The sequence below is a fragment of the Enterobacter sp. BNK-29 genome, from assembly GCF_048684785.1.
In the GTDB taxonomy this organism is placed as follows: domain Bacteria; phylum Pseudomonadota; class Gammaproteobacteria; order Enterobacterales; family Enterobacteriaceae; genus Enterobacter; species Enterobacter cloacae_M.
Map to the genome: position 1 here is coordinate 3,940,103 of NZ_JBLQTU010000001.1, position 21,476 is coordinate 3,961,578.

At 55.7% G+C, this 21,476-nt stretch carries 23 protein-coding genes; 9 read left to right on the forward strand and 14 right to left on the reverse strand.

Features of this window, described 5'->3' with window-relative positions:
* Nucleotides 1-146: 146 nt before the first annotated feature.
* Complete coding sequence (mdtK, locus tag ACMGGX_RS18875; protein ID WP_420298721.1) at nucleotides 147-1,520, reverse strand: MdtK family multidrug efflux MATE transporter; 1,374 nt, start codon at nucleotides 1,518-1,520, stop codon at nucleotides 147-149.
* Nucleotides 1,521-1,745: 225 nt separating this feature from the next.
* Between mdtK and ACMGGX_RS18880 the strand changes: the two genes are divergently transcribed.
* Nucleotides 1,746-2,390 (forward strand): riboflavin synthase, encoded by a 645-nt coding sequence (locus tag ACMGGX_RS18880; RefSeq protein ID WP_023311347.1) that lies wholly within the window; start codon nucleotides 1,746-1,748, stop codon nucleotides 2,388-2,390.
* A gap of 32 nt (nucleotides 2,391-2,422) precedes the next feature.
* Here ACMGGX_RS18880 and cfa read toward each other — a convergent pair whose 3' ends face one another.
* Nucleotides 2,423-3,571 (reverse strand): cyclopropane fatty acyl phospholipid synthase, encoded by a 1,149-nt coding sequence (gene cfa / locus ACMGGX_RS18885; protein ID WP_023335428.1) that lies wholly within the window; start codon nucleotides 3,569-3,571, stop codon nucleotides 2,423-2,425.
* A 298-nt stretch (nucleotides 3,572-3,869) separates the two neighbouring features.
* Entirely contained in the window at nucleotides 3,870-5,069 is a 1,200-nt protein-coding gene (punC, locus tag ACMGGX_RS18890; RefSeq protein ID WP_133550369.1) for a purine nucleoside transporter PunC, read from the reverse strand.
* 114 nt (nucleotides 5,070-5,183) lie between these two features.
* Between punC and punR the strand changes: the two genes are divergently transcribed.
* Complete coding sequence (punR, locus tag ACMGGX_RS18895) at nucleotides 5,184-6,095, forward strand: DNA-binding transcriptional activator PunR (protein ID WP_023311350.1); 912 nt, start codon at nucleotides 5,184-5,186, stop codon at nucleotides 6,093-6,095.
* A 17-nt stretch (nucleotides 6,096-6,112) separates the two neighbouring features.
* On the opposite strand, the gene purR is transcribed toward punR, so the two are convergent.
* On the reverse strand, nucleotides 6,113-7,138 hold the full coding sequence (gene purR / locus ACMGGX_RS18900; RefSeq protein WP_023335431.1) for an HTH-type transcriptional repressor PurR: 1,026 nt from the start codon (nucleotides 7,136-7,138) through the stop codon (nucleotides 6,113-6,115).
* A gap of 297 nt (nucleotides 7,139-7,435) precedes the next feature.
* Here purR and ACMGGX_RS18905 point away from each other — a divergent pair, with 297 nt between their 5' ends.
* Nucleotides 7,436-7,525 carry a YnhF family membrane protein gene (locus ACMGGX_RS18905; RefSeq protein ID WP_008500596.1) on the forward strand — a complete coding sequence of 30 codons (90 nt, stop codon included), beginning with the start codon at nucleotides 7,436-7,438 and terminating at the stop codon, nucleotides 7,523-7,525.
* 163 nt (nucleotides 7,526-7,688) lie between these two features.
* Nucleotides 7,689-8,855, forward strand: coding sequence for an MFS transporter (locus ACMGGX_RS18910; RefSeq protein WP_420298722.1), 1,167 nt, complete (start codon nucleotides 7,689-7,691; stop codon nucleotides 8,853-8,855).
* Nucleotides 8,856-8,893: 38 nt separating this feature from the next.
* Here ACMGGX_RS18910 and sodB read toward each other — a convergent pair whose 3' ends face one another.
* Nucleotides 8,894-9,475, reverse strand: coding sequence for a superoxide dismutase [Fe] (sodB, locus tag ACMGGX_RS18915; RefSeq protein WP_023311353.1), 582 nt, complete (start codon nucleotides 9,473-9,475; stop codon nucleotides 8,894-8,896).
* A gap of 122 nt (nucleotides 9,476-9,597) precedes the next feature.
* Nucleotides 9,598-10,371 carry a C40 family peptidase gene (locus tag ACMGGX_RS18920; RefSeq protein ID WP_023311354.1) on the reverse strand — a complete coding sequence of 258 codons (774 nt, stop codon included), beginning with the start codon at nucleotides 10,369-10,371 and terminating at the stop codon, nucleotides 9,598-9,600.
* A gap of 338 nt (nucleotides 10,372-10,709) precedes the next feature.
* Here ACMGGX_RS18920 and grxD point away from each other — a divergent pair, with 338 nt between their 5' ends.
* The gene (gene grxD, locus ACMGGX_RS18925; RefSeq protein WP_003832760.1) at nucleotides 10,710-11,057 is read left to right on the forward strand and encodes a monothiol glutaredoxin 4; all 348 of its coding nucleotides are present in this window, start codon (nucleotides 10,710-10,712) and stop codon (nucleotides 11,055-11,057) included.
* A gap of 44 nt (nucleotides 11,058-11,101) precedes the next feature.
* On the opposite strand, the gene rnt is transcribed toward grxD, so the two are convergent.
* The 5 genes from rnt to eptA form a co-directional block, all read right to left on the reverse strand.
* The gene (rnt, locus tag ACMGGX_RS18930; protein ID WP_023311355.1) at nucleotides 11,102-11,752 is read right to left on the reverse strand and encodes a ribonuclease T; all 651 of its coding nucleotides are present in this window, start codon (nucleotides 11,750-11,752) and stop codon (nucleotides 11,102-11,104) included.
* A gap of 95 nt (nucleotides 11,753-11,847) precedes the next feature.
* The gene (gene gloA / locus ACMGGX_RS18935; protein ID WP_013096923.1) at nucleotides 11,848-12,255 is read right to left on the reverse strand and encodes a lactoylglutathione lyase; all 408 of its coding nucleotides are present in this window, start codon (nucleotides 12,253-12,255) and stop codon (nucleotides 11,848-11,850) included.
* A gap of 100 nt (nucleotides 12,256-12,355) precedes the next feature.
* A complete protein-coding gene (locus ACMGGX_RS18940) occupies nucleotides 12,356-13,453 on the reverse strand; it encodes an alkene reductase (RefSeq protein ID WP_023311356.1) in 1,098 nt (365 codons plus the stop codon).
* A 53-nt stretch (nucleotides 13,454-13,506) separates the two neighbouring features.
* Nucleotides 13,507-14,106 (reverse strand): TetR/AcrR family transcriptional regulator, encoded by a 600-nt coding sequence (locus ACMGGX_RS18945; RefSeq protein ID WP_029739798.1) that lies wholly within the window; start codon nucleotides 14,104-14,106, stop codon nucleotides 13,507-13,509.
* Between the two features lie 41 nt (nucleotides 14,107-14,147).
* On the reverse strand, nucleotides 14,148-15,773 hold the full coding sequence (eptA, locus tag ACMGGX_RS18950) for a phosphoethanolamine transferase EptA (RefSeq protein ID WP_420298723.1): 1,626 nt from the start codon (nucleotides 15,771-15,773) through the stop codon (nucleotides 14,148-14,150).
* 149 nt (nucleotides 15,774-15,922) lie between these two features.
* Between eptA and ACMGGX_RS18955 the strand changes: the two genes are divergently transcribed.
* The 3 genes from ACMGGX_RS18955 to sodC all read left to right on the forward strand — a co-directional run bounded on the left by ACMGGX_RS18955 (nucleotide 15,923) and on the right by sodC (nucleotide 17,706).
* The gene (locus tag ACMGGX_RS18955) at nucleotides 15,923-16,162 is read left to right on the forward strand and encodes a DUF1289 domain-containing protein (protein WP_008500587.1); all 240 of its coding nucleotides are present in this window, start codon (nucleotides 15,923-15,925) and stop codon (nucleotides 16,160-16,162) included.
* 48 nt (nucleotides 16,163-16,210) lie between these two features.
* Nucleotides 16,211-17,107: an aldo/keto reductase gene (locus tag ACMGGX_RS18960; RefSeq protein WP_045401379.1), complete on the forward strand. Its 897-nt coding sequence runs from the start codon at nucleotides 16,211-16,213 to the stop codon at nucleotides 17,105-17,107.
* 80 nt (nucleotides 17,108-17,187) lie between these two features.
* Entirely contained in the window at nucleotides 17,188-17,706 is a 519-nt protein-coding gene (sodC, locus tag ACMGGX_RS18965) for a superoxide dismutase [Cu-Zn] SodC (protein ID WP_181594953.1), read from the forward strand.
* On the opposite strand, the gene ACMGGX_RS18970 is transcribed toward sodC, so the two are convergent.
* From ACMGGX_RS18970 to ACMGGX_RS18980, 3 genes are read right to left on the reverse strand one after another with little or no spacing between them, the layout of a single operon-like run.
* Entirely contained in the window at nucleotides 17,685-19,718 is a 2,034-nt protein-coding gene (locus ACMGGX_RS18970) for an FUSC family protein (RefSeq protein WP_348560988.1), read from the reverse strand. The genes sodC and ACMGGX_RS18970 overlap by 22 nt on opposite strands.
* Nucleotides 19,718-20,578, reverse strand: coding sequence for an HlyD family secretion protein (locus tag ACMGGX_RS18975; RefSeq protein WP_059346602.1), 861 nt, complete (start codon nucleotides 20,576-20,578; stop codon nucleotides 19,718-19,720). The genes ACMGGX_RS18970 and ACMGGX_RS18975 overlap by 1 nt, the downstream gene beginning before the upstream one ends.
* 2 nt (nucleotides 20,579-20,580) lie before the next feature.
* A complete protein-coding gene (locus ACMGGX_RS18980; RefSeq protein WP_126328353.1) occupies nucleotides 20,581-20,817 on the reverse strand; it encodes a DUF1656 domain-containing protein in 237 nt (78 codons plus the stop codon).
* Nucleotides 20,818-21,003: 186 nt separating this feature from the next.
* Here ACMGGX_RS18980 and slyA point away from each other — a divergent pair, with 186 nt between their 5' ends.
* Nucleotides 21,004-21,444, forward strand: a complete 441-nt coding sequence (gene slyA / locus ACMGGX_RS18985; RefSeq protein WP_032651029.1) for a transcriptional regulator SlyA — start codon at nucleotides 21,004-21,006, stop codon at nucleotides 21,442-21,444.
* Nucleotides 21,445-21,476 lie beyond the last annotated feature (32 nt).

Here is a 21,476-nt window from a genome sequence, read left to right on the forward strand (position 1 = left end):
TGTCGGTGACAACGGGGACGAATATTAGCGGCACAGCACCGAGGTGGCAAGAGGGAAAATGCATTTTTCTCTCTGATTTCACGCGATTGCTTCATTACCGCGCAAAGTGAAGAGAAAGTAGCCGCCGGGCGGCGGCTACCGCGTCGTTAACGTGCCGCGCGCTGCAAAATGATCGTTGATGGCTGGCGCTGCAGGAAGCGCATTCGCATCATCATCATAATCGCCGCCGACGTCAGGCCGATGATAAAGCCCATCCAGAACCCTGCCGGCCCCATGCGCTCAACCACTAAGTCAGTCAGGGCCAGAATATAGCCACTCGGCAATCCCAGCACCCAGTAGGCGATAAAGGTGATAAAGAAGATGGAGCGCGTGTCTTTATATCCGCGCAGCACGCCGCTGCCAATCACCTGGATGGAGTCAGAGATCTGGTAAATCGCGGCCAGCAGCATCAGGTGTGATGCCAGCGTGACCACTTCCGGGTTGTCATTATAGAGCAGGGCAATCTGCTCGCGTAATGCAACGGTAAAGAGCGCCGTACAGACAGCCATGCAGACGCCGACGCCCAGCCCGGTCCGGGCGGCCGTTTGCGCATCAAGCGTTGAGCCCTGGCCCAGGCGGAAGCCGACGCGGATCGTCACCGCCGCCGCCAGCGACATCGGCAGGACGAACATCAGGGAGCTGAAGTTCAGCGCAATCTGGTGCCCGGCTACGTTCACAATGCCCAGCGGGGAGACCAGCAGGGCGACCACGGCAAACAGGGTAACCTCAAAGAACAGGGCGAGGGCGATCGGCAACCCTAACTGCACCAGACGCGTCATGATGTTCCAGTCCGGCGTGCTAAATCTTTTCTCGTTGCGAATATCGCGCATGGAACGGGCGTGTTTTACAAAGGCGATCATGGAGAAGAACATCACCCAGTAAACGGCTGCCGTCGCCACGCCGCAGCCGACGCCGCCGAGCTCCGGCATCCCGAAATGACCGTAAATAAAGACATAGTTCACCGGAATGTTGACCAGCAGGCCGATAAAGCCCATCACCATCCCGGGCTTGGTTTTCGCCAGGCCTTCACACTGGTTACGCGCCACCTGGAAAAAGAGGTAGCCGGGCGCACCCCAGAGCAGGGCGCGCAGATAGCCCACGGCCTTATCAGCCAGTGCCGGGTCAATGTTATGCATAGCGCGAATGATGTGGCCAGCGTTCCAGAGCACGACCATGATCAGCACGGAAACAAACCCTGCCAGCCAGAAACCCTGACGAACCTGATGGGCAATGCGCTCGCGACGACCCGAGCCATTGAGCTGAGCGATAACCGGCGTGAGCGCGAGCAGCAGACCGTGGCCGAACAGGATGGCCGGAAGCCAGATTGACGTGCCGATAGCAACGGCCGCCATATCGGTGGCGCTGTAGCCACCTGCCATTACCGTATCCACAAATCCCATTGCGGTCTGGGCCACTTGCGCGACGATCACTGGTATAGCCAGTGCCAATAGCTGGCGCGCTTCATTCATGTACTTCTGCACGTGAACACCTTTATTTTGTTGTTATTTGAGAGACTAAAAAAGCCGCCGAAACGGGCAGCAAGAAGAAAATGCAGGGGGGTGCCAGCTATTGTAGCGGGCTTTAGCTATTTATCTAGTGAAAAAATCGCCAGAAAATGCGCTCCGCTGGCAACCTCTTTTTCCAACTGTTATTGTGGTGGGATTAAACGGTGTCACCACCGTCCGGAAAAAACAGGAGTTGTAAGCATGTTTACTGGTATTGTGCAGGGCACCGCCAAAGTGGTGTCCATTGATGAAAAACCTAATTTCCGTACTCATGTTGTTGAGCTGCCGGAATATATGCTTGAGGGCATTGAAACAGGCGCGTCGATTGCTCATAACGGCTGCTGCCTGACCGTTACCGAAATTAACGGCAACCAGATTAGCTTTGATTTAATGAAAGAGACGCTGCGCATCACCAACCTGGGCGAGCTGGCGGTAGGAGATACCGTTAACGTTGAGCGGGCGGCGAAGTTCAGCGATGAGATTGGCGGCCACCTGATGTCCGGGCATATCATGACCACCGCTGAAGTGGCAAAAATCGTGACCTCGGAAAATAACCGTCAAATCTGGTTTAAAATGCAGGATCCTTCATTAATGAAATACATCCTCTATAAAGGATTTATTGGCATCGATGGGATTAGCCTGACGGTGGGTGAAGTAACGCCAACGCGTTTTTGCGTGCATTTAATTCCTGAAACGCTGCAGCGCACCACGCTGGGCGCGAAAAAACTGGGGCATCGCGTGAATATTGAAATCGATCCGCAAACCCAGGCGGTGGTGGATACGGTTGAGCGCGTGCTGGCCGCAAAAGAAGCGGCAATAATAAAGACCGCCGCAGAAGAAGAATAAAAAAATAACCCCGGGTATCCGGGGTTATTTTTTTAGCGTGCGACACGTAGTCCGTGTTCAATCCCACGGCTGAATACCACCTGCCAGAGCTGAATATCCCGTGCGCGAAACGCCCCCGCGCAGGCATTCAGATAATAGCTAAACATCCGCCTGAATCGTTCAGAATAGTTGTCCGCAATCTCAGGCCAGGTCTCCTGAAAACGCGCATGCCAGGCCATCAACGTGGTGTCGTAATCTGCGCCAAAGTTATGCCAGTCTTCCATCACGAAATGGGGTTCACTGGCGTTGGCAATCTGGCGGACGGAAGGCAAACAGCCATTCGGAAAGATGTATTTGTTGATCCACGGGTCAACGTTATTGTCGGTTCGCTTAGAGCCGATGGTGTGCAGCAGGAAGATGCCGTCCGGTTTAAGATTTCGATCCACCACCTCAAAATAGGTAGCGTAGTTTTTCGGCCCGACGTGCTCGAACATGCCGACGGAAACGATCCGGTCAAACTGTTCGTTCAGGTCACGGTAATCCTGCAGCCGTATATCCACATCAAGACCCTGGCAGCGCTCCCGCGCCATTTTTTGCTGTTCCGCTGAAATCGTGACGCCGACGACGCTGACGCCATAGTGCTTCGCCATAAAATACGCCAGCCCACCCCAGCCGCAGCCGATGTCCAGCACGCGCATACCCGGCTGGAGCTGGAGCTTCTCGCTGATCAGACGCAGCTTGGCCTGCTGGGCCTCTTCAAGCGTCGACGCCTCTTTCCAGTAGGCGCAGGAGTACTGCATGAAAGGGTCCAGCATACGGCTGAACAGGTCGTTGCCAAGATCGTAGTGTTCTTTACCAACGATCCACGCGCGTTTTTTACTTTGCAGATTGAACAGTCGGGCAGAGGCGACGCGCAGGGTATCTTTGAGATTGCGAGGGAGTTGATTTTCAAGACCGGCACGCAGCACGCTGGCGAAAAAGGTGTCCAGACGTTCGCACTCCCACCAGCCGTCCATATAGCTTTCTCCCAGGCCTAACGATCCCTCTCGCAGCACGCGTTTAAAAAAGTCGGGATGTTTAACCTGAGGATCGGATGGCGATGATCCATTGATAGTGATGCCTGCTCGACCTAACAGTTCACTGACGATCCGGGACCAGTTGTCGTCCGGAACGCTGACTTCTTCTATACACGATGAACTCATAGCTTCTCCATCACCCTACTGTGATCAGAACCTTAAAACAGCGTAGACGCTTTTTTTGGTTTGTGAGAAATCTCACGGTAAATACCGCGAGGCTAATATCCGACGTAGAACAGAGGAAGGGAGATAACCCTTGCCGAAATGCCTTCCATGGTAAAACGGGAGCACTCCGGCTCCCGTTAACACTTAATATTTATCGTATTTAATCGAACCAAATTTAGTATAGGCCTCAAAATTTGGTGATTCAATAGAAAATTCTTAGCAACCTAATCACTGAAAATTAACATGATTTCTGGCGCAATCAGGCATGTGACGTTTCAACCTGAGCACTCTTTTCCTGCTCACGCTGCGCGGAGGCCTGCATGCGATAGCCCAACACCGCCAGCGCAACGGTCACCAGCATCACGCTGGTGGTGGTCAGGAGCGGCGTGGCAATCAGCGCCGAGACCACCAGGCTTGCCAGGAAGCACAGCCCCAGCTGCAGGGTGTTCTGCAGCGCGGCGGCGCGGCCTGTCGCCTGCGGGAAGGGACGCAGCGCCTGGGCTACAACGATAGGGTAAATCGCCCCGTTCGCGACGGCCATCACGCAGAATGGGATCAAAATTTCGGCCAGACCGGCGCCAGGAATAAAGCCAACGGCCCAGGTCCCGATAACGCTCAGCGCATACAGCACCAGCAGCCACGGCAGCATCTGCTGACCTTCCCATTTTTGCAGCGCCGCGCGACAGCCGTACCCGCCAACCAGGAACGCGATGGTCTGCGGAACATAGCTCAGGCCGATGGCTGCCGGGCTGTAGCCCATATCGTGCAGAATGAACGGCGAGCCGGTGAGCCACGCGAAGAAGCTTGCCGAGCAGGCGGCATAGATCAGGACATTACCGCGATACGCTTTGGTGCTGAGCAGAGACGTGAAGGTAATCGGCTTCGCGTCTGCATGCGCTTCTTTTTTATGCGCGGGCTTGAGGGCGAACGCCGGCAGCATCAGGACCAGGGTAATGGCAAACAGCGTGGCGAAAATGGCCTGCCAGTCGAAATGCGCGAGGATCCAGCTGCCCAGCAGGGGAGCGAGGGCAGGCGAGAGACCCACCAGCGGCATAATGGTGGCGAAAATACGGTTTGTGCGGTTAGCCGGGTAATAGTCGGTGACCAGCGCCTGCCATGTCACGGCCGCGGCACAGACGCCCACGGCCTGAATAAAACGCAGCACCAGCAGCCAGGTGGCATCGCGTACCCATAACATCCCCAGGCAGCCCACGGCAAAAATGGCCAGGCCCAGCAACAGTACCGGTTTACGACCAAAGCGATCCGAGAGCGGTCCCCAGAGCAGCTGAGCGAAGGCAAAGCCGGCGAGGAATAAACTCAGGCTGGCGCTGATGGCGGCAGCAGGCGTTTGTAAATCTTCCTGCATGGCGGCAAACGCCGGCAGGTACATATCGGTGGCCAAAAAGCCCAGCACGCTCAAGCCGCCGAGCCAGACTAAAAAACCGTTCCTGGGTTGCATTATTTTATTCTCCTGAGGAGGCAGGTATACATTGGCGCTGAGTGTAGGGAGTGCAAAGCCGCTTGTGAAACGCTAATATTTGGCGGGTGCATTCAAAAATTTTGCAGGCAGAAAATGTGGTCAGATTATTCTCTTGAAGTGGTCGATGCTGTTGCACGTAACGGCAGCTTCAGCGGTGCGGCGCAGGAGCTGCACCGCGTCCCTTCGGCAATCAGCTACACGGTGCGCCAGCTGGAGGAGTGGCTGGCGGTTCCGCTGTTTGAACGGCGGCATCGTGATGTGGAATTAACGCCCGCAGGCGCGTGGTTTTTGAAGGAAGGGCGTTCTGTTATCAAAAAAATGCAGATCACCCGCGAACAGTGTCAGCAGATCGCTAACGGCTGGCGGGGACATCTTTCGATCGCGGTGGATAATATCGTTAAGCCGGAACGCACCCGGCAGATGATCGTCGATTTCTACCGTCATTTTTCTGACGTCGAGCTGCGGGTCTCGCAGGAGGTGTTTAACGGCGTCTGGGATGCGCTGGCGGACGGCAGGGCAGAGATGGCGATTGGGGCAACGCAGGCGATCCCGGTCGGGGGACGTTACGCCTTTCGCGATATGGGAATGCTGAGCTGGAAATGCGTGGTGGCAAGCGACCATCCGCTGGCGGCGATGGAAGGGCCGCTGAGCGATGACACGCTGCGCAACTGGCCGTCGCTGGTGCTGGAGGATACGTCCCGTTCATTGCCCAAGCGTATCACCTGGCTTCTCGACAACCAGCGGCGGGTGGTGGCCCCTGACTGGGAATCGTCGGCGACGTGCCTCAGCGCCGGGCTGTGCGTCGCGATGGTGCCCGTTCATTTTGCGCGTCCGCGCATCGATACCGGAGAGTGGGTTGAGCTGACGCTGGAGAATCCGTTCCCGGATGCGGCCTGCTGCCTCACATGGCAGCAAAATGACGTCTCGCCTGCGATGGCCTGGCTGCTGGATTATCTGGGAGACAGCGAAACGCTGAACCGGGAATGGTTACGGGAGCCAGCATAGCTGGCCCCGTAAAGCGATTAACGACGGTAGTCGCGGAACGGACCATCCGCAACGGAACGGCGTTCGATAAGACGCGGGTGAACTTCAATGGACTGCGACTCTTCACGCTTGTTGACGATTCTGTCCATCAGCATGTTAAAAGCCGTTTCGCCCAGCGAGTCTTTTGGCTGGTGAATGGTGGTTAGCGCCGGGGTGAAGAAGCGCGCGTTACGCACGTTGTCATACCCGATCACGGAAATATCCTGCGGGACGCGCAGGCCCAGCTCGTCGGCAGCGCAGAGCGCGCCCATGGCCATGATGTCGCCTCCGCAGAACACGGCGGTCGGACGGTGCGGCTGGGAGACGATCTGCTGCATCGCGCGGTAGCCCGATTCCGGCTCAAAGTCGCCCTGCACAATCCAGTTTTCCGGCACGTTGATCAACGCTTCTTCCATCGCTTTCATAAAACCGGCCAGACGGCCCGCGCCGGTGTTGCGCTCTAGCGGGCCGGGGATCACGCCAATCTCGCGGTGGCCGCGTTCGATCAGATAACGACCGGCCATATAGCCGCCTTCAAAGGCGTTATCGATAACGGAATCGGTGAAGTCTGCGCGCGCTTCGCCCCAGTCCATCACCACCATCGGAATATGGCGATACTCTTCCAGCATCGACAGCACGGATTCCGGATACTCGGAACACATCACCAGCAGGCCATCAACGCGCTTTTGCGCCATCATCGACAGGTAGGCACGCTGTTTTTCAATGCTGTTCCACGCGTTGCCCAGAATCAGGGTATAGCCTTTCTGGAAGCAGTTCTTTTCGACCGCTTCAATGATCTCGGCAAAATAGGCCGCTTCACTGCTGGTCGCCAGCAATCCAATGGACTTGGTGTGATTAACCTTGAGGCTACGCGCAACCGCACTTGGCGAATAGTGCAGCTCTTTGATCGCTGCCCAAACGGCGTTGCGCGTCTCTTCCGCCACAAAGCGGGTTTTGTTAATTACATGTGATACGGTTGTAGTGGAAACGTTTGCGCGTTTTGCTACGTCTTTAATTGTTGCCATTAAATGTCACTCCAGACCATATCCTAAGCTCCTGAAAAACTTGAAGGTAAACGTTTGCCTTCTCTCACCCTTATCTCGCAATGTTGAATTGCGGCACGCCGGGAAAACGACACGGGACGTCAGGAGGGGGTCAATGGCCGGTACGCTAATAAATTTAGCGTGGAATTTTGTCCTATCTTGATGAAAAGGGGAAGAGGTAAAGTGGTTATCAGTATAAATCCAGGAAGATTTTTGACGTAATCTGTGCAAAAATGAGCAAGCTCACTTTTCGTGTGGGGATTAAAAGGAGAAAAATTGATGAGTTCCGATCTTAAGTTTTCGCTGTTCACCACCGTTGTTGTGCTGGCTCTGATTGTTGCGGCCGGTCTGACGGCTGCGCTGCACTGATTTACGCGGAGGGAGAGCCTTCTCCCTCCCGACTCCCCGGATTGTTACTTCTCTGGCAAAAATCTTTTGCCATTTTGTTAACTTCTCATTTTTTGTGATTGATGTCATGCTTTCTGCTTCTTTGTTCTGTGTCACCACATGACACGGCATCCGGAGTTGACGCATGAAAATCAATTTTCCCCTGCTGGCCCTGGCGATTGGCGCTTTTGGGATTGGCACCACTGAATTCTCCCCGATGGGGTTACTGCCTGTTATTGCCCGGGGCGTAGATGTCTCTATCCCTGCGGCAGGGATGTTAATTAGCGCCTACGCTATCGGCGTGATGGTCGGGGCGCCGCTGATGACGCTTCTGCTTTCGCACCGCGCGCGCCGCAATGCGCTGATTTTCCTGATGGCGATTTTCACCCTGGGCAACGTGCTTTCGGCCATTTCGCCAGACTACACCACATTGATGCTGTCGCGCATTCTGACCAGCCTTAACCACGGCGCGTTCTTTGGGCTGGGGTCGGTCGTGGCTGCCAGCGTGGTGCCAAAACACAAGCAGGCGAGCGCCGTGGCAACCATGTTCATGGGGCTAACGATTGCCAACATCGGCGGGGTGCCTGCGGCAACCTGGCTGGGGGAAGCGATCGGCTGGCGTATGTCTTTCCTGGCGACGGCCGGGCTGGGCGTGATTGCGATGGTAGCGCTGTTCTTCTCCCTGCCGAAAGGCAATGCCGGAGAACGTCCGGAAGTGCGTAAAGAGCTGTCGGTGCTGATGCGCCCGCAGGTGCTCTCCGCGCTGCTCACCACCGTGCTGGGGGCAGGGGCGATGTTTACCCTCTACACCTATATTTCACCGGTGCTGCACGATATCACCCACGCAACGCCGCTCTTCGTTACCGCGATGCTGGTGCTGATTGGCGTGGGCTTCTCGATCGGCAACTATCTCGGCGGGAAATTTGCCGACCGTTCCGTGAGCGGGACGCTGAAGGGCTTCTTAACCCTGCTGATTGTCATCATGGTTGCCATTCCGTGGCTGGCACGTAATGAGTTCGGGGCCGCGATTGCGATGGTCGTCTGGGGAGCCGCCACCTTTGCCGTGGTGCCGCCGCTGCAGATGCGCGTGATGCGTGTCGCGCACGAGGCGCCGGGACTTTCATCTTCCGTGAATATCGGTGCGTTTAACCTGGGTAATGCCCTGGGCGCCGCGGCCGGTGGGGCCGTGATTTCAGGTGGTCTGGGATACAGCTTTGTGCCGGTGATGGGGGCGATTATTGCCGCGCTCGGCCTGATGCTGGTGATGATGTCGGGTCGTAAACAGCCTGAAGCAGCCTGCGCTGCGGAATAAACCAAAAACGCAGAAGGGCGAACCCTTCTGCGTGTCTCTTACGCGGCGAAGTTCTTCGCGACAAAGTCCCAGTTAACCAGTGCCCAGAAGTGCTCCAGGTAGTTCGGGCGCGCGTTGCGGTAATCAATGTAGTAAGCGTGTTCCCACACGTCCACGGTCATCAGCGGCTTAGCGCTGGTGGTCAGCGGGGTACCCGCGTTTGAAGTGGACACGATAGCCAGTTTGCCATCCGCTTCTTTAACCAGCCACGTCCAGCCAGAACCGAAGTTCTTGATGGCTGCATCGGTAAATTTCGCTTTGAAATCCGCGAAGCTGCCAAATGCGGCGTTGATAGCGGTAGCCAGTTCACCGGCAGGTTCACCGCCGGCATTCGGCGCCAGGCAGTGCCAGTAGAAGGTGTGGTTCCACACCTGAGCCGCGTTGTTAAAGACGCCCCCCTCTGAGCTGCGGACGATCTCTTCCAGCGTTTTGCCTTCAAAATCGGTGCCCTTGATCAGATTGTTCAGGTTGGTGACGTACGTCTGGTGATGCTTGCCGTAATGATATTCCAGGGTTTCCGCAGAAATGTGCGGTGCCAGGGCGTCTTTTGCATACGGTAGTGCAGGTAATTCGAACGACATTGCTTCTCTCCTTATTGTATTTTGCGTTGCCAATAACCACACAGACAACATGGACAGGATAGCAAATTGAAAGGGTATGCAAAAGAGGAACTTACCCTGCCACGGATGCGGCAGGGCAGGGGTTAGCGAATGGTTTTCGGCGTCATCACGCGACGCGCGCCGACGTAGTGGCGTACCCAGTAGTCTTCACTGAGAGAGGTGATCTGAATATCCTGGCCGCTACGTGGAGACTGGATGAACTTCCCGTTGCCGACATACACGCCAACGTGGTCAGCCGTGCCGCGACCCTGAGTGCGGAAGAACACCAGATCGCCGTTTTCCAGCTCACCGCGGTCAACCGGTGAGGCATCGCGCAGGTGGTACATCTCATTGGCGGTACGCGGAATGCGGAATTTGACAAGATCTTTATAGGCGTAATAGACGAGGCCGCTGCAGTCAAACCCGGTACGCGGCGAACTGCCACCCCAGTGATAAGGTTTGCCAATCTGCCCCATCAGTTTGTTCATCGCGGTTTTTTGCGCTTTCTGTACACGCACTTTATGCACTTCCGCTATTTTCGTGACCTTCGTGCATTTCGCCTTGTGGCCTTTACGCGTGATGCATTTTTCAGTAACGAGGTTAGCGGCGGTTTGCGAAGCTTTACTTTTAGCGGAGTGGGCAGTGCGGGAAGGTTTTGTTTTCGTCTTGCTGGAAGCGGTCTGTTTCGTCTGAGCCGGTGTTTTTTTCTTGTCGTTCTTAGCGGTGGTTTTTTTCTTACGTTCTGTGGCTTTTACCAGATGGTTTTTTTGTACAGCAGAATGCCGCGCCTGCTGAGAGGCGTTTGCCACTGGCGTGAAAGTGAGTGAAGTAAACAGTAAAGCACAGAGCGTGATCGAGATTTTATTTATCCGCGCCACTGGGCAGTCCCCTGATAAATGCAGGTCATCAATAATACCCGCGTGTGATTTACAAAGCCCGTCGATTCTAATCTATAAAAACCCAGAAAGTTAATAGCATTTTTCAATCTACAATCGTGTTTCGTTAGCAAGTGCAAAAAAATTCATCGTTCTGTCGCACATTTGCCCACTCCCTAAGCAAAACCCTGACTGCCGCAGGGGTAAACACCATTTGCAATGCAACTTTTCGTGACTCGGGGTAGAATGTATAAACGTGACAAAAATGTTATTTTCCGATGCCAGTCTGAACCGCTACAATGTCAGACGAATGCCGTAACAGAAGTTAAAGGAAGCAAGACATGAGCACCACTATTGAAAAAATCCAGCGCCAGATCGCTGAAAACCCGATTCTGCTGTATATGAAAGGCTCTCCGAAGCTGCCAAGCTGCGGCTTCTCCGCACAAGCAGTTCAGGCGCTGTCAGCCTGTGGTGAGCGTTTTGCTTACGTTGATATCCTGCAGAATCCGGACATCCGCGCTGAGCTGCCTAAGTACGCTAACTGGCCGACTTTCCCACAGCTGTGGGTTGACGGTGAGCTGGTTGGCGGCTGCGATATCCTGATTGAAATGTATCAGCGCGGCGAACTGCAGCAGCTGATCAAAGAGACGGCGGCGAAGTACAAAACCGAAGAGCCGGACGCAGAGTAATTTTCTGCGCAAATAAAAAAGCGACCTGATAAGGTCGCTTTTTTTTATTCTTCGCTGTCGCCCATCGGCAGCGGCCAGCCGCCCAGACGCTTCCAGCGGTTGACGATCTCACAGAACAGCTCTGCGGTGCGCTCCGTGTCGTATAAAGCGGAATGCGCCTGCGTACCGTCAAAAGGTATACCCGCCGTGATGCAGGCTTTTGATAACACCGTTTGTCCCAGGGCCAGGCCGCTCAGTGCGGCGGTGTCGAAGGTCACAAACGGATGGAAGGGGTTGCGTTTAAGCGCGGCGCGCTCGGCGGCGGCCATGGTAAAGCTGTGATCGAAGGTGGCGTTATGGGCCACCATAATGGCGCGGCTGCAGTTACTCTCTTTCATGCCTTTACGCACCATTTTAAAAATGGCGTGCAGCGCATCATATTCACTGACTGCACCACGCAGCGGGTTATGCGGGTCGATACCGTTAAACGCCAGCGCTTCCGGCTGTAGGTTTGCCCCTTCGAAAGGTTCAACGTGGAAATGTAGCGTGGTGTCCGGTGTAAGCCAGCCCTGTTCATCCATCTTCAGCGTGATGGCGGCAATTTCGAGCAGCGCATCGGTTTTAGCGTTAAATCCGGCTGTTTCTACATCAATGACAACGGGATAAAAACCACGAAAACGGTCGCACAGACCGCTAAATTGAGCGTTATCGGACATCAGGGTCTCTTACAAGGGGAAAAAGCAGAGCGCATTATGGCAAATTTTGCAGGGTGATGCAGTAAAACTACGGGCGCATGTTGCGCCCTGAGGGATCAGTTGCCCAGACCGCGACCCGCGTCTTTGGCTTCAATCAGCTCGATTTTGTAACCGTCCGGGTCTTCCACGAACGCAATCACGGTGGTGCCACCTTTTACCGGGCCCGCTTCGCGCGTAACGTTACCGCCGTTGCTGCGAATGCGCTCACACGCTTCGGCCGCGTTGTCCACTTCCAGCGCGATGTGGCCGTAGGCGGTGCCCAGCTCATAGCTGTCTACGCCCCAGTTGTAGGTCAGCTCGATCACCGCTTCATCCGTTTCCGGGCCGTAACCCACAAACGCCAGCGAGTATTTGTATTCCGGGTTTTCGCTGGTGCGCAGCAGCTTCATGCCCAGGACGTTAGTGTAGAAATCAATGGAACGTTGCAGGTCGCCAACGCGCAGCATGGTGTGAAGTAGGCGCATAATTTCCTCATTAACCAATGGAATAGACTGTCTTTTTGAACAGAAACGATGTTTTAGTATAGCGGCGAAGTATCGCCGCTATCAATGAACAATGGCGAGATTACAGAGAAGGGTAGTCGGTGTAGCCTTCCGCGCCGCCGCCGTAGAAGCTTTCCGGGCGCTGCGGGTTCAGGGCCGCTTTTTTCTGCAGGCGGGCAACCAGATCCGGGTTGGCGATGTAGTCGCGGCCAAACGCGACGGCATCGATCAGCCCTTTGCCGATCAGATCTTCGGCTTTCTCCGGGGTATAAGCCCCCGCACCGATGATCACCCCGTGGAAACGCTCGCGCACTTTCTGACGGAAAGCGTCCGTGTAAGGCTTACCGCCAGCCCAGTCCGGCTCGGACATGTGCAGATAGGCGATGCCGCGTTTTGCCAGCTCTTCGATCAGGTACAGGGCATCGGCTTCTTCGTTCGGACCGTTGTCGACGTTCTGGAAAGAACCGATTGGAGAGACGCGGATCCCGATACGATCCGGGCTCCACTCCTGGCACACGGCATCAACTACTTCCAGCACCAGTCGAGCGCGGTTTTCGACGCTGCCGCCGTACTGGTCGGTGCGGTGGTTGGACGACGGTGACAGGAACTGGTGCAGCAGGTAGCCATGCGCGGAGTGCAGCTCAATCAGGTCAAAACCGGCTTCACGGGCGTTGGCCACGGCCTGGCGGAAGTCGTTCACGATACCCGGGATCTCGTCCAGCTCAAGCGCGCGCGGCATAGAGGTATCCACGCGGATCGCATTGCCGTTTTCATCACGCAGGGACGTACGGGTATTTGCGCTCAGGGCCGAAGCGGAGACCGGTGCCTGGCCGCCAGGCTGAATACTGCTGTGGGAGATACGACCGGTATGCCACAGCTGGACCGCAATGCGGCCCTCTTCAGCGTGAACGCCCGCGGTGATTTTCTGCCATGCGGCGATCTGCTCCGGGCTGTGAAGACCCGGCGCACCCGCATAGCCTTTAGCCTGAGCGGAAATCTGCGTGGCTTCGGTGATGATCAGGCCAGAGCTTGCGCGCTGACGATAGTATTCACCCATCAGTGGGGTTGGGATGTCGCCCGGCTCAATGCTGCGCAGACGGGTAAGCGGAGCCATAAACACGCGGTTTGGCGCAGTGACGGCACCCACTTTTAAGGGGGTAAATAATTTTTCAGCTGACATAAAGACTCCTGAGTAGACCAGTCGACTAGTAGTTGGGTAAATAAAAACGCCTGTTAAATGCCAGGCGCAGTAATGCTGTTTTTCACATGTGCCAGCGCGCTTTCCAGCGGCACGGCACTGCGCGAAATTTTTGCCTGCAGGTTAGCGCCTAGCCAGAGCGCATATAACACCTGCGCCTGGGTTAACGGTTCGCCGGAAAAGGCCAGCGTTTTTTCATCGCGGCCTTTCTCCAGCGCCTGGGCCAGCAGGGCGATAACGCCGCGGGCACCTTTATCCATCGCCGTGCGCATATCTTCAGAAAGATCGCACACTTCTGCAGACAGCTTAACGGTCAGGCATCCGCTGATAATGCCCTGCTGGCAGAACTGGTTCAGCGTTTCCTGATAGTAGTTCAGAACACGATCCCGGTAGTTACCTTCACCTGAAGCAAAGTGGGTCGCCAGACGCTGGTGGTAGCCAGCATAATGACGCTCCAGCATCGCTACGCCAAAAGCCTCCTTGGACCGGAAGTAGTGATAAAACGACCCCTTCGGTACCTCAGCGGTTTTTAAAAGCTCGCTCAACCCCATACCGGTAAACCCGCGATGCATGCAAAGTCGCTCGCCGGTTGCCAGTAAATGTTCGCGGGTATCGTGTTCAGTATTTCTGCTCATGGCCGCACTCTAATAGACCGTTCGGTCTAATGCAAGCGAGTTTACTGACGACATGCGCTCAGTATATCCAGCTGCGGTTGATAAACCGTTGATTTCACGTCCATCATACCCAATACGGTTGAGAATAAATTGTCCTGGGAAACCGCATTTTTTGCTGCATGGTCGCGCAAACACTGTTCGTTGATGCCATAGTTTTTCGCGTAATCCGGTGACAGCCAGAACATAAACGGAATATGCGTTTGCTGCTCCGGCGCCAGCATGTACGGCGTACCGTGCAGATAAATACCGCTTTCGCCCAGCGATTCACCGTGATCTGAGAGATAAATCAGCGCGGTGTTCATGCTCGACTGGCGCGCTTTCAGCGCATCAATGGTTTTGCTGACCATGCTGTCGGTATAGAGGATAGTGTTGTCATAGGTATTGATCAGCGCCTGATGATCGCAATCCTGAATTTCATTGGTATCGCAGGTTGGGGTGAATTTACGGAAGTTGTCCGGGTAACGGCGATAGTATGCTGGACCGTGGCTCCCCATCAGGTGGATAACCAGCACCGTATCTTGCTTCACGCCATCCAGCACGTTGTCCAGACGGTAGAAGTTCACATCGTCAATACAGGATTTGTCTTTGCAGAACTGATCCAGCTGCCACTGCGTCATGTCGGTATGGGGCACGCGATCGCAGGCACCTTTACAGCCGCCGTCGTTGTCGCGCCACAGCAGGTTGATACCCGCATGCTTAAGCACGTCGAGCAGTCCCTCGCGATGGTGAGCCAGGTCGGCATCGTATTTGCTGCGCGTCATACCGGAGAACATGCAGGGAACGGAAACTGCGGTTTCGGTACCACACGAGGAGGCCTGCGGGAAGTTAATCACGTCCTGCTTTTTCAGCTCCGGGTTGGTTTCGCGTTCGTAACCGTTCAGGGAGTAGTTTGCCGCGCGAGAGGCTTCGCCGACGACAAGCACCAGAACGGTTTTCTTTTGTTGACCGGTAATCAGTGACCCTTTATGGGCATCTTCACCAATGCGCACCAGCGTTTGATCGCCGGCAAACCAGCGCATCTTGCTGTACTTCAACACGGCGCTGACATAGTTCGCCGGGGTGACCATTTTGACGATGCTTTTGTTATTGCGGAACAGCGACGCGTAATCTTTATAAAACAGCGCGGCAATCAGGATAATCACCAGCAGAGCGCCGAGCATCGCGGCAACGCGCGTCAGCAGCGCGTACCACCATTTTCCGGTACGAATCCGGGTCAACGCCAGCACCACGGAGGGAACGATGCCGGCTATAACAATCCACAGAATCATCTGCGGGGTCACCAGGGCGGTCGCTTCCTGAGAGTTGGTTTCGAACACGTTCACAATCATGTTCTGATCGATCACCGCGCCGTAGGTGTACATAAAGTAGGTTGCCGCGGCGCATCCGATCGTCAGTACAATCAGCAGCGGCTTGCGGAGATACGGGATGTTAAGCAGGCTAAAGACAATCACCCAGCCGCAAAACAGCACCAGCGGTACGGAGGCGGCAAAGAGGAAGTCGTGCAGATGCACTGGGCCGATAATGGCCCAGCTGCGCTGGATAAACAGTCCGTTCAGCAGAGTAAAAAAGAGTGCACAGCCCAGAGTAAATTTAATGTCGTTACATTGTAACTTTTTGATTAACCACATCGATCGGTAAACCCGTTATTGTCATGATGGGCCGAGTATAGAGAGGGAAGATTAGTGAAACCTTAATGCCACAAATCTGTGATATACGCCTTGCACGTGATGCGATTAACGTCTTCACTGTAGGTGAGAGGAGCTTTCGGGAGGTGAGTGTGGCAGAGCAGCTGGAGTTTTTCCCCATCCAGAGCCCGTGCCGGGGTATTTGTCAGGTCGATGAACGCGGATATTGCCGCGGGTGCATGCGTACCCGCGATGAGCGTTTTAACTGGCAAAACTTTAGCGACACGCAAAAGCAGGAGGTGTTACGCCTCTGCCGACAGCGTCTTCTGCGCAAAATACGCGCAAACAAAGCGGGTGAAACCGAAGAACCCCAGCAACCTTCACTTTTTTAACACGGTAATTGCGTATACTCATGACATTACGTCCTTGAGGAAAATGTTATGGTTCAGCGAATTACCCTTGCCCCCCAGGGGCCAGAATTCTCCCGTTTTGTTATGGGCTACTGGCGCCTGATGGACTGGAATATGTCCCCCCTCCAGCTGGCGAGCTTTATTGAAGAACACCTTGATTTAGGCATCACTACGGTCGATCATGCGGATATTTACGGTGGATACCAGTGCGAGGCCGCCTTCGGCGAGGCGCTCAAGCTGGTTCCGGCCCTGCGCGATCGCATGGAGATCGTCACGAAGTGTGGGATTGCCACCACGGCAAAACCTGAACACGCCCTCGGTCATTACATCACCGACAGCGCGCATATCATCAAGAGCGCCGAGCAGTCGCTGGTCAATCTGGCGACCGATCGTATCGACCTGCTGTTAATCCACCGCCCCGACCCGCTGATGGATGCCGATGAGGTGGCGGAAGCCTTCCTGAACCTGCACCAGAGTGGGAAAGTGCGTCACTTCGGCGTTTCTAACTTTACCCCGGCACAGTTTGCGCTGCTTCAGTCTCGTCTGCCGTTTACTCTGGCCACCAACCAGGTTGAGATCTCCCCGGTACACCAGCCGCTGCTGCTGGATGGCACGCTCGATCAGCTGCAGCAGCTGCGCATTCGCCCGATGGCGTGGTCCTGCCTGGGGGGCGGACGTCTGTTTAATGATGATGAATTCCAGCCGCTGCGCAACGAGCTTGAAACCATCGCCCGCGAACTGAACGCGGAGAGCATCGAACAGGTGGTTTACGCATGGATCCTGCGCCTGCCGTCAAAACCTCTGCCTATTATCGGCTCCGGCAAAATAGAACGCGTGCGTTCTGCGCTGGCCGCTGAAGAGCTGGAGATGACCCGTCAGCAGTGGTTCCGCATCCGTAAGGCCGCGCTGGGTTACGACGTACCATAAACCGCCTGAAGGTGACTTTTCGGTGAAATCTTTGCCCCTGGTATACACTTAAGGGGCAAAAAATAACCCGCGGAGGTCATATGAAGCGTTTTGCTCTGTCACTGGTCACGCTGGTTGTTTGCGCAGGGGCGCAGGCAGCCAGTGACGAAGTGGAAATGAATCTCGTCACCCCACAGGGTGTGGGTCAGTCCATCGGAACGGTGAAAATCACTGAAACCGATAAAGGACTGGAATTTGCCCCCAACCTCAAAGCCCTCCCTCCCGGTGAACATGGTTTCCATGTTCATGCCAAAGGCAGCTGTCAGCCCGCTTTAAAAGAAGGTAAACCGTCTGCTGCGGAAGCGGCAGGAGGGCACCTCGATCCGCAGCATTCCGGCAAGCATGAAGGCCCGGATGGAATGGGGCATTTAGGCGATCTGCCAGTGCTGGTGGTGAATAACGACGGTAAAGCCACAGACCCCGTCGTCGCGCCTCGACTGAAAAAGTTGGATGAGGTGAAAGGCAAAGCGCTGATGATCCATGTCGGCGGCGACAATATGTCCGATCGGCCTAAACCGCTTGGCGGCGGCGGGGCACGCTATGCGTGCGGCGTGATCTGATCCCCAATCGTTCCCGGTGGCGGTGCCTGTTCCAGCTGCGAGAGCGAGCAGTGCAGGCGCCAGATTATCGAGGCCAAATCACGGGCTGCGGGCAGATGATGCTGTGCCAGCGTATCGCAGATCCGCTGCAGTTCATTCAGCGTGGCTTCGAGCGGCCGCTGCTGGACACCGCGCTCGCTCATTACATCGCGCAGCAGGGAGATGCAAACATCACGAACCTGCGACAGCGGATCGGAGCGCGTTTCCCACGCGCGAAGCTGCCAGACCACGTGCGAGCAGTTCAACAGCACCACGCCCCAGCGCAGCAGCCAGCGCCGGGACAGCGCGTCCTGGCTGTTATTCAGCTGACTGACGTGATGATAGACCAGAGACTCATACTCGTTTTCACCCAGATGCGGTTTACGGCTGAGCTGGTCGACAAAACCCCTGCGTAACTCCCGAATATGCCTGCGACTCTTGCGTGCATCGGAGCCGGGGCGTAACACCGCAAAAGCCAGCCACGCCAGCCCCACGCCGAGGATCTTCGCCAGGTTATCATTGAGAAAATCGGCGTAATCATAAACCGGTGGATTCGTCACGGAGATAAACGAGCCCATAAAGACAATCAGCTGTCCCCAGAGGCCCGCCAGCTTAGGCATTTGCAGCTTCAGAAGCTGCATGGTGGTTAACAGGGGAAACAGGAACAGCAGGAACTGCCACAGATCGCTTATTTGCACCATCAGGCCAAACTTCACCACGAAGCTGAACAGCGACAGCAGCACCAGCGTGCGCAGTAGCAGCGTAAGCGAGTTGAACGGCGAGGCCGCGACGGAATAAAGCACGCAGCTGATGGCGGCAAGCGTCAGGGCCGCCGTACCGGACTCCCACTGCGTGGTAATGCTCCACGCCCCCACCAGCATCAGCGCGCAGAAGGTGCGAAAACCGCCCCACAGCGCTTCCAGATAGTCGGTATGGCGCGCGAGTGCCGGGCTGCCTGGGACGTTGAACTCCGTTAATGGGGTCGCGTTTTCGACGGCCGTAATCCAGCGGCTGCTGCGCAGGTACAGCCGGCAGAAGTAATTCAGGCGCTGCCAGAAGGCGCGATGGCGGTAGTCGTACTCATCAACCGGGGCGAGCGGAGCGATAATCCGCGCTACGGTGTAAATGTCCGCATCCGGGCGCGCAAGGGCCGCGAGCAGCGTTTCAATCACGGCACGGGTATTTTCAGGCGGCGTCGGCCAGTTGAGCAGCATCCGACGCAGGCTGGAGATGGCGCTGGTCATGCGCAGCTGCTGGTGCAGCAGATAGTTAAGCAGGGTGTTCTGGCGGCGAAAGCGGTAGTGGCTCCAGAACGCCTGAATGCGTAACAGATTCATCGTCAGGATCTGCCCGATCACCTTTTCATGCGCGAGGCGGATATCGTCGCTGGTATCCGGTTGCCACAGCAGACTCGCGTGTTCCAGTAACCGGGTATGCATGGTTTTCAGCGCGGTGATGAGCGTGGTGCCGTCGGATGTGCTGGGGAGGATCATCATCATGAAGCCGCCGCTGAGGATCCCGACAATCACTTCGCAGACGCGCGCCTGCGCGATATCCCACAGCTCGGTGGTGTCGAGCACGTTAACCACCGGAAAGGCGATAATGGCGGCGGTATAGCCCGCCAGCTGGAATGCGTAGGCGACGTTATTGGTAAAATGGGCGCAGGCCCAGGTACAGAACCCCAGCCATGCGGCCATGCTCAGCAGGAACAGCCACGGATCGTTCAGCGTATGGCCGGCGATAATTAGCGCTGCGGTGGCGCCCAGCAGGCTGCCTGCGATGCGGCCAAGACTTTTACTGATCACCCCGCCGACCGTCGGAAAACTGACTACCGCCGCAGACGTCATCGCCCAGTAGGGCTCATCCAGGTTCAGGTAATAAGCCACAGTTAGCGCAAGACACATGGCAATGCCGTTACGCAGCGCGTAGCGCCACTGGGGACGCGTCGCTTTCATCCACGGCGTGTTTTGCCAGGAGAGACCCTGCAGCTTCATCACCGGTTGCCGATGGAGACAGTGCAGGTGGTGCCGGACACAAGGGTAATGTCCTGCGGTAAATGGTCAAACTCCACGCGAACCGGAACGCGCTGGGCCAGACGCACCCAGGGGACGTTCGGCTTTATGTCCGGCACCAGCCCTGAATCCGTTTCAACGCTTTGATCGTAAATGGCGCGGCCAATGCTGGATACGTGACCCTGTAACTTCTGCGATCCGCTGTAAAGCGTTATTGCGGCTGGAGAACCCTCGCGAATATGTCGAAGCTTGGTCTCTTCGAAATAGCCCACGACGTAGAAGGAGTGGCTGTCGACGAGGGCGAATATCGGTTGTCCCGTGGTGGCATAATTCCCCACGCGGGCCGAGAGGTTGGTCACCCATCCATCAACAGGTGCCGTAATCACGGTTTGGGTCAGTTGCCACTGCGCCTGCTTAAGCGTCGCCTCCGCCACGTTGACGTTCGCCTGCATGGCCTTCACATTGATGTTCGCGGTGTCTAAATCTTCCGCTGAGATGTAGTTTTGCGACAGGTGGCGGCGGCGGTTGGCCTCGTTGTTGGCCTTTGCCAGATCCGACTGGGCTTTAGCCAGCTGCGCCTGGGCGTTCAGGATCGCAATGTGGTACGGGGTGTCGTCGATGCGGAATAAAATGTCTCCCTTTTTGACGAACTGGTTATCCTTAACCAACAGCGTCGTAATACTTCCCGACACCTGAGGGGTAATGCTGACCTGCTCGGCGCGGACTTTGCCGTCACGCGTCCAGGGCGACTGCATATAAAAATTCCACATCCACCAGCCCGCAACCAGCGCGAGGGCAAGGACAAACAGGGTGGAAAAGTACTTTAGCGTTTTCAGGGACATATTCACCACGCAGTCAAAACGGCAAGGCCCAGGCATACGGAAAGGGCAAACAGGGAAAGATCCATCAGCATGGGATGCCAGATTTCGCCGGAGTACATCCAGTCGCGAAGCAGACGATGCGCGATGAGCCAGAGGATAAAGCCCACCAGAACGGCTTTAAACAGAGGAGGAAAGTAGACTGACGCACCGAAGATCAGGTCCTGAAGGGGTAAACCCTCTGAGCGATGAAAAAACGTCACGGGCAGAAATCCTTTGCAGTGAACAGAATGCCGCGTTGGCTTGTCTTAGTATGATGAAGCATCACAATTCAGTGTAAGTCATACTTTTAAGTTCGATGAATGCAGTATTGCATTTGTTTTGGCAATACAAATGCTGCACACTATTCTAAAATCAGTAGAATAACTTAGCAAGCTAATTATAAGGAGATGAAATTGGAATCGCCATTAGGTTCTGATCTGGCAAGGTTGGTACGCGTCTGGCGTGCTCTGATTGACCATCGCCTGAAACCTCTGGAACTCACACAGACGCATTGGGTTACGCTGCACAACATTCATCAGCTGCCGCCCGATCAGTCGCAAATTCAACTGGCAAAAGCGATAGGGATTGAGCAACCGTCGCTGGTGCGCACGCTTGACCAACTGGAAGAGAAGGGGTTGATCTCGCGGCAAACCTGCGCCAGCGATCGTCGCGCCAAGCGGATTAAACTCACCGAGAAAGCGGCGCCTATCATCACGGAAATGGAAGCCGTGATCACCAGGACGCGCGGTGAAATTCTGTCTGGCGTTTCACCGGCGGAGCTGGAAATGCTCATCAGCCTCATTGGGCGCCTCGAGCAAAACATCCATGAGCTGCAGTCGCGCGACTGACAAACAACAAGGCCTTGCAGCAGCAAGGCCTT

What these genes read in the sequence shown, in the direction of transcription:
- ACMGGX_RS18880 (WP_023311347.1), top strand. Translation starts at nt 1,746, where the DNA reads ATGTTTACTGGTATTGTGCAGGGCACCGCCAAAGTGGTGTCCATTGAT.
- cfa (WP_023335428.1), bottom strand. Translation starts at nt 3,571, where the DNA reads ATGAGTTCATCGTGTATAGAAGAAGTCAGCGTTCCGGACGACAACTGG.
- punC (WP_133550369.1), bottom strand. Translation starts at nt 5,069, where the DNA reads ATGCAACCCAGGAACGGTTTTTTAGTCTGGCTCGGCGGCTTGAGCGTG.
- punR (WP_023311350.1), top strand. Translation starts at nt 5,184, where the DNA reads ATGTGGTCAGATTATTCTCTTGAAGTGGTCGATGCTGTTGCACGTAAC.
- purR (WP_023335431.1), bottom strand. Translation starts at nt 7,138, where the DNA reads ATGGCAACAATTAAAGACGTAGCAAAACGCGCAAACGTTTCCACTACA.
- ACMGGX_RS18905 (WP_008500596.1), top strand. Translation starts at nt 7,436, where the DNA reads ATGAGTTCCGATCTTAAGTTTTCGCTGTTCACCACCGTTGTTGTGCTG.
- ACMGGX_RS18910 (WP_420298722.1), top strand. Translation starts at nt 7,689, where the DNA reads ATGAAAATCAATTTTCCCCTGCTGGCCCTGGCGATTGGCGCTTTTGGG.
- sodB (WP_023311353.1), bottom strand. Translation starts at nt 9,475, where the DNA reads ATGTCGTTCGAATTACCTGCACTACCGTATGCAAAAGACGCCCTGGCA.
- grxD (WP_003832760.1), top strand. Translation starts at nt 10,710, where the DNA reads ATGAGCACCACTATTGAAAAAATCCAGCGCCAGATCGCTGAAAACCCG.
- rnt (WP_023311355.1), bottom strand. Translation starts at nt 11,752, where the DNA reads ATGTCCGATAACGCTCAATTTAGCGGTCTGTGCGACCGTTTTCGTGGT.
- gloA (WP_013096923.1), bottom strand. Translation starts at nt 12,255, where the DNA reads ATGCGCCTACTTCACACCATGCTGCGCGTTGGCGACCTGCAACGTTCC.
- ACMGGX_RS18940 (WP_023311356.1), bottom strand. Translation starts at nt 13,453, where the DNA reads ATGTCAGCTGAAAAATTATTTACCCCCTTAAAAGTGGGTGCCGTCACT.
- ACMGGX_RS18945 (WP_029739798.1), bottom strand. Translation starts at nt 14,106, where the DNA reads ATGAGCAGAAATACTGAACACGATACCCGCGAACATTTACTGGCAACC.
- eptA (WP_420298723.1), bottom strand. Translation starts at nt 15,773, where the DNA reads ATGTGGTTAATCAAAAAGTTACAATGTAACGACATTAAATTTACTCTG.
- ACMGGX_RS18960 (WP_045401379.1), top strand. Translation starts at nt 16,211, where the DNA reads ATGGTTCAGCGAATTACCCTTGCCCCCCAGGGGCCAGAATTCTCCCGT.
- sodC (WP_181594953.1), top strand. Translation starts at nt 17,188, where the DNA reads ATGAAGCGTTTTGCTCTGTCACTGGTCACGCTGGTTGTTTGCGCAGGG.
- ACMGGX_RS18970 (WP_348560988.1), bottom strand. Translation starts at nt 19,718, where the DNA reads ATGAAGCTGCAGGGTCTCTCCTGGCAAAACACGCCGTGGATGAAAGCG.
- ACMGGX_RS18975 (WP_059346602.1), bottom strand. Translation starts at nt 20,578, where the DNA reads ATGTCCCTGAAAACGCTAAAGTACTTTTCCACCCTGTTTGTCCTTGCC.
- slyA (WP_032651029.1), top strand. Translation starts at nt 21,004, where the DNA reads ATGAAATTGGAATCGCCATTAGGTTCTGATCTGGCAAGGTTGGTACGC.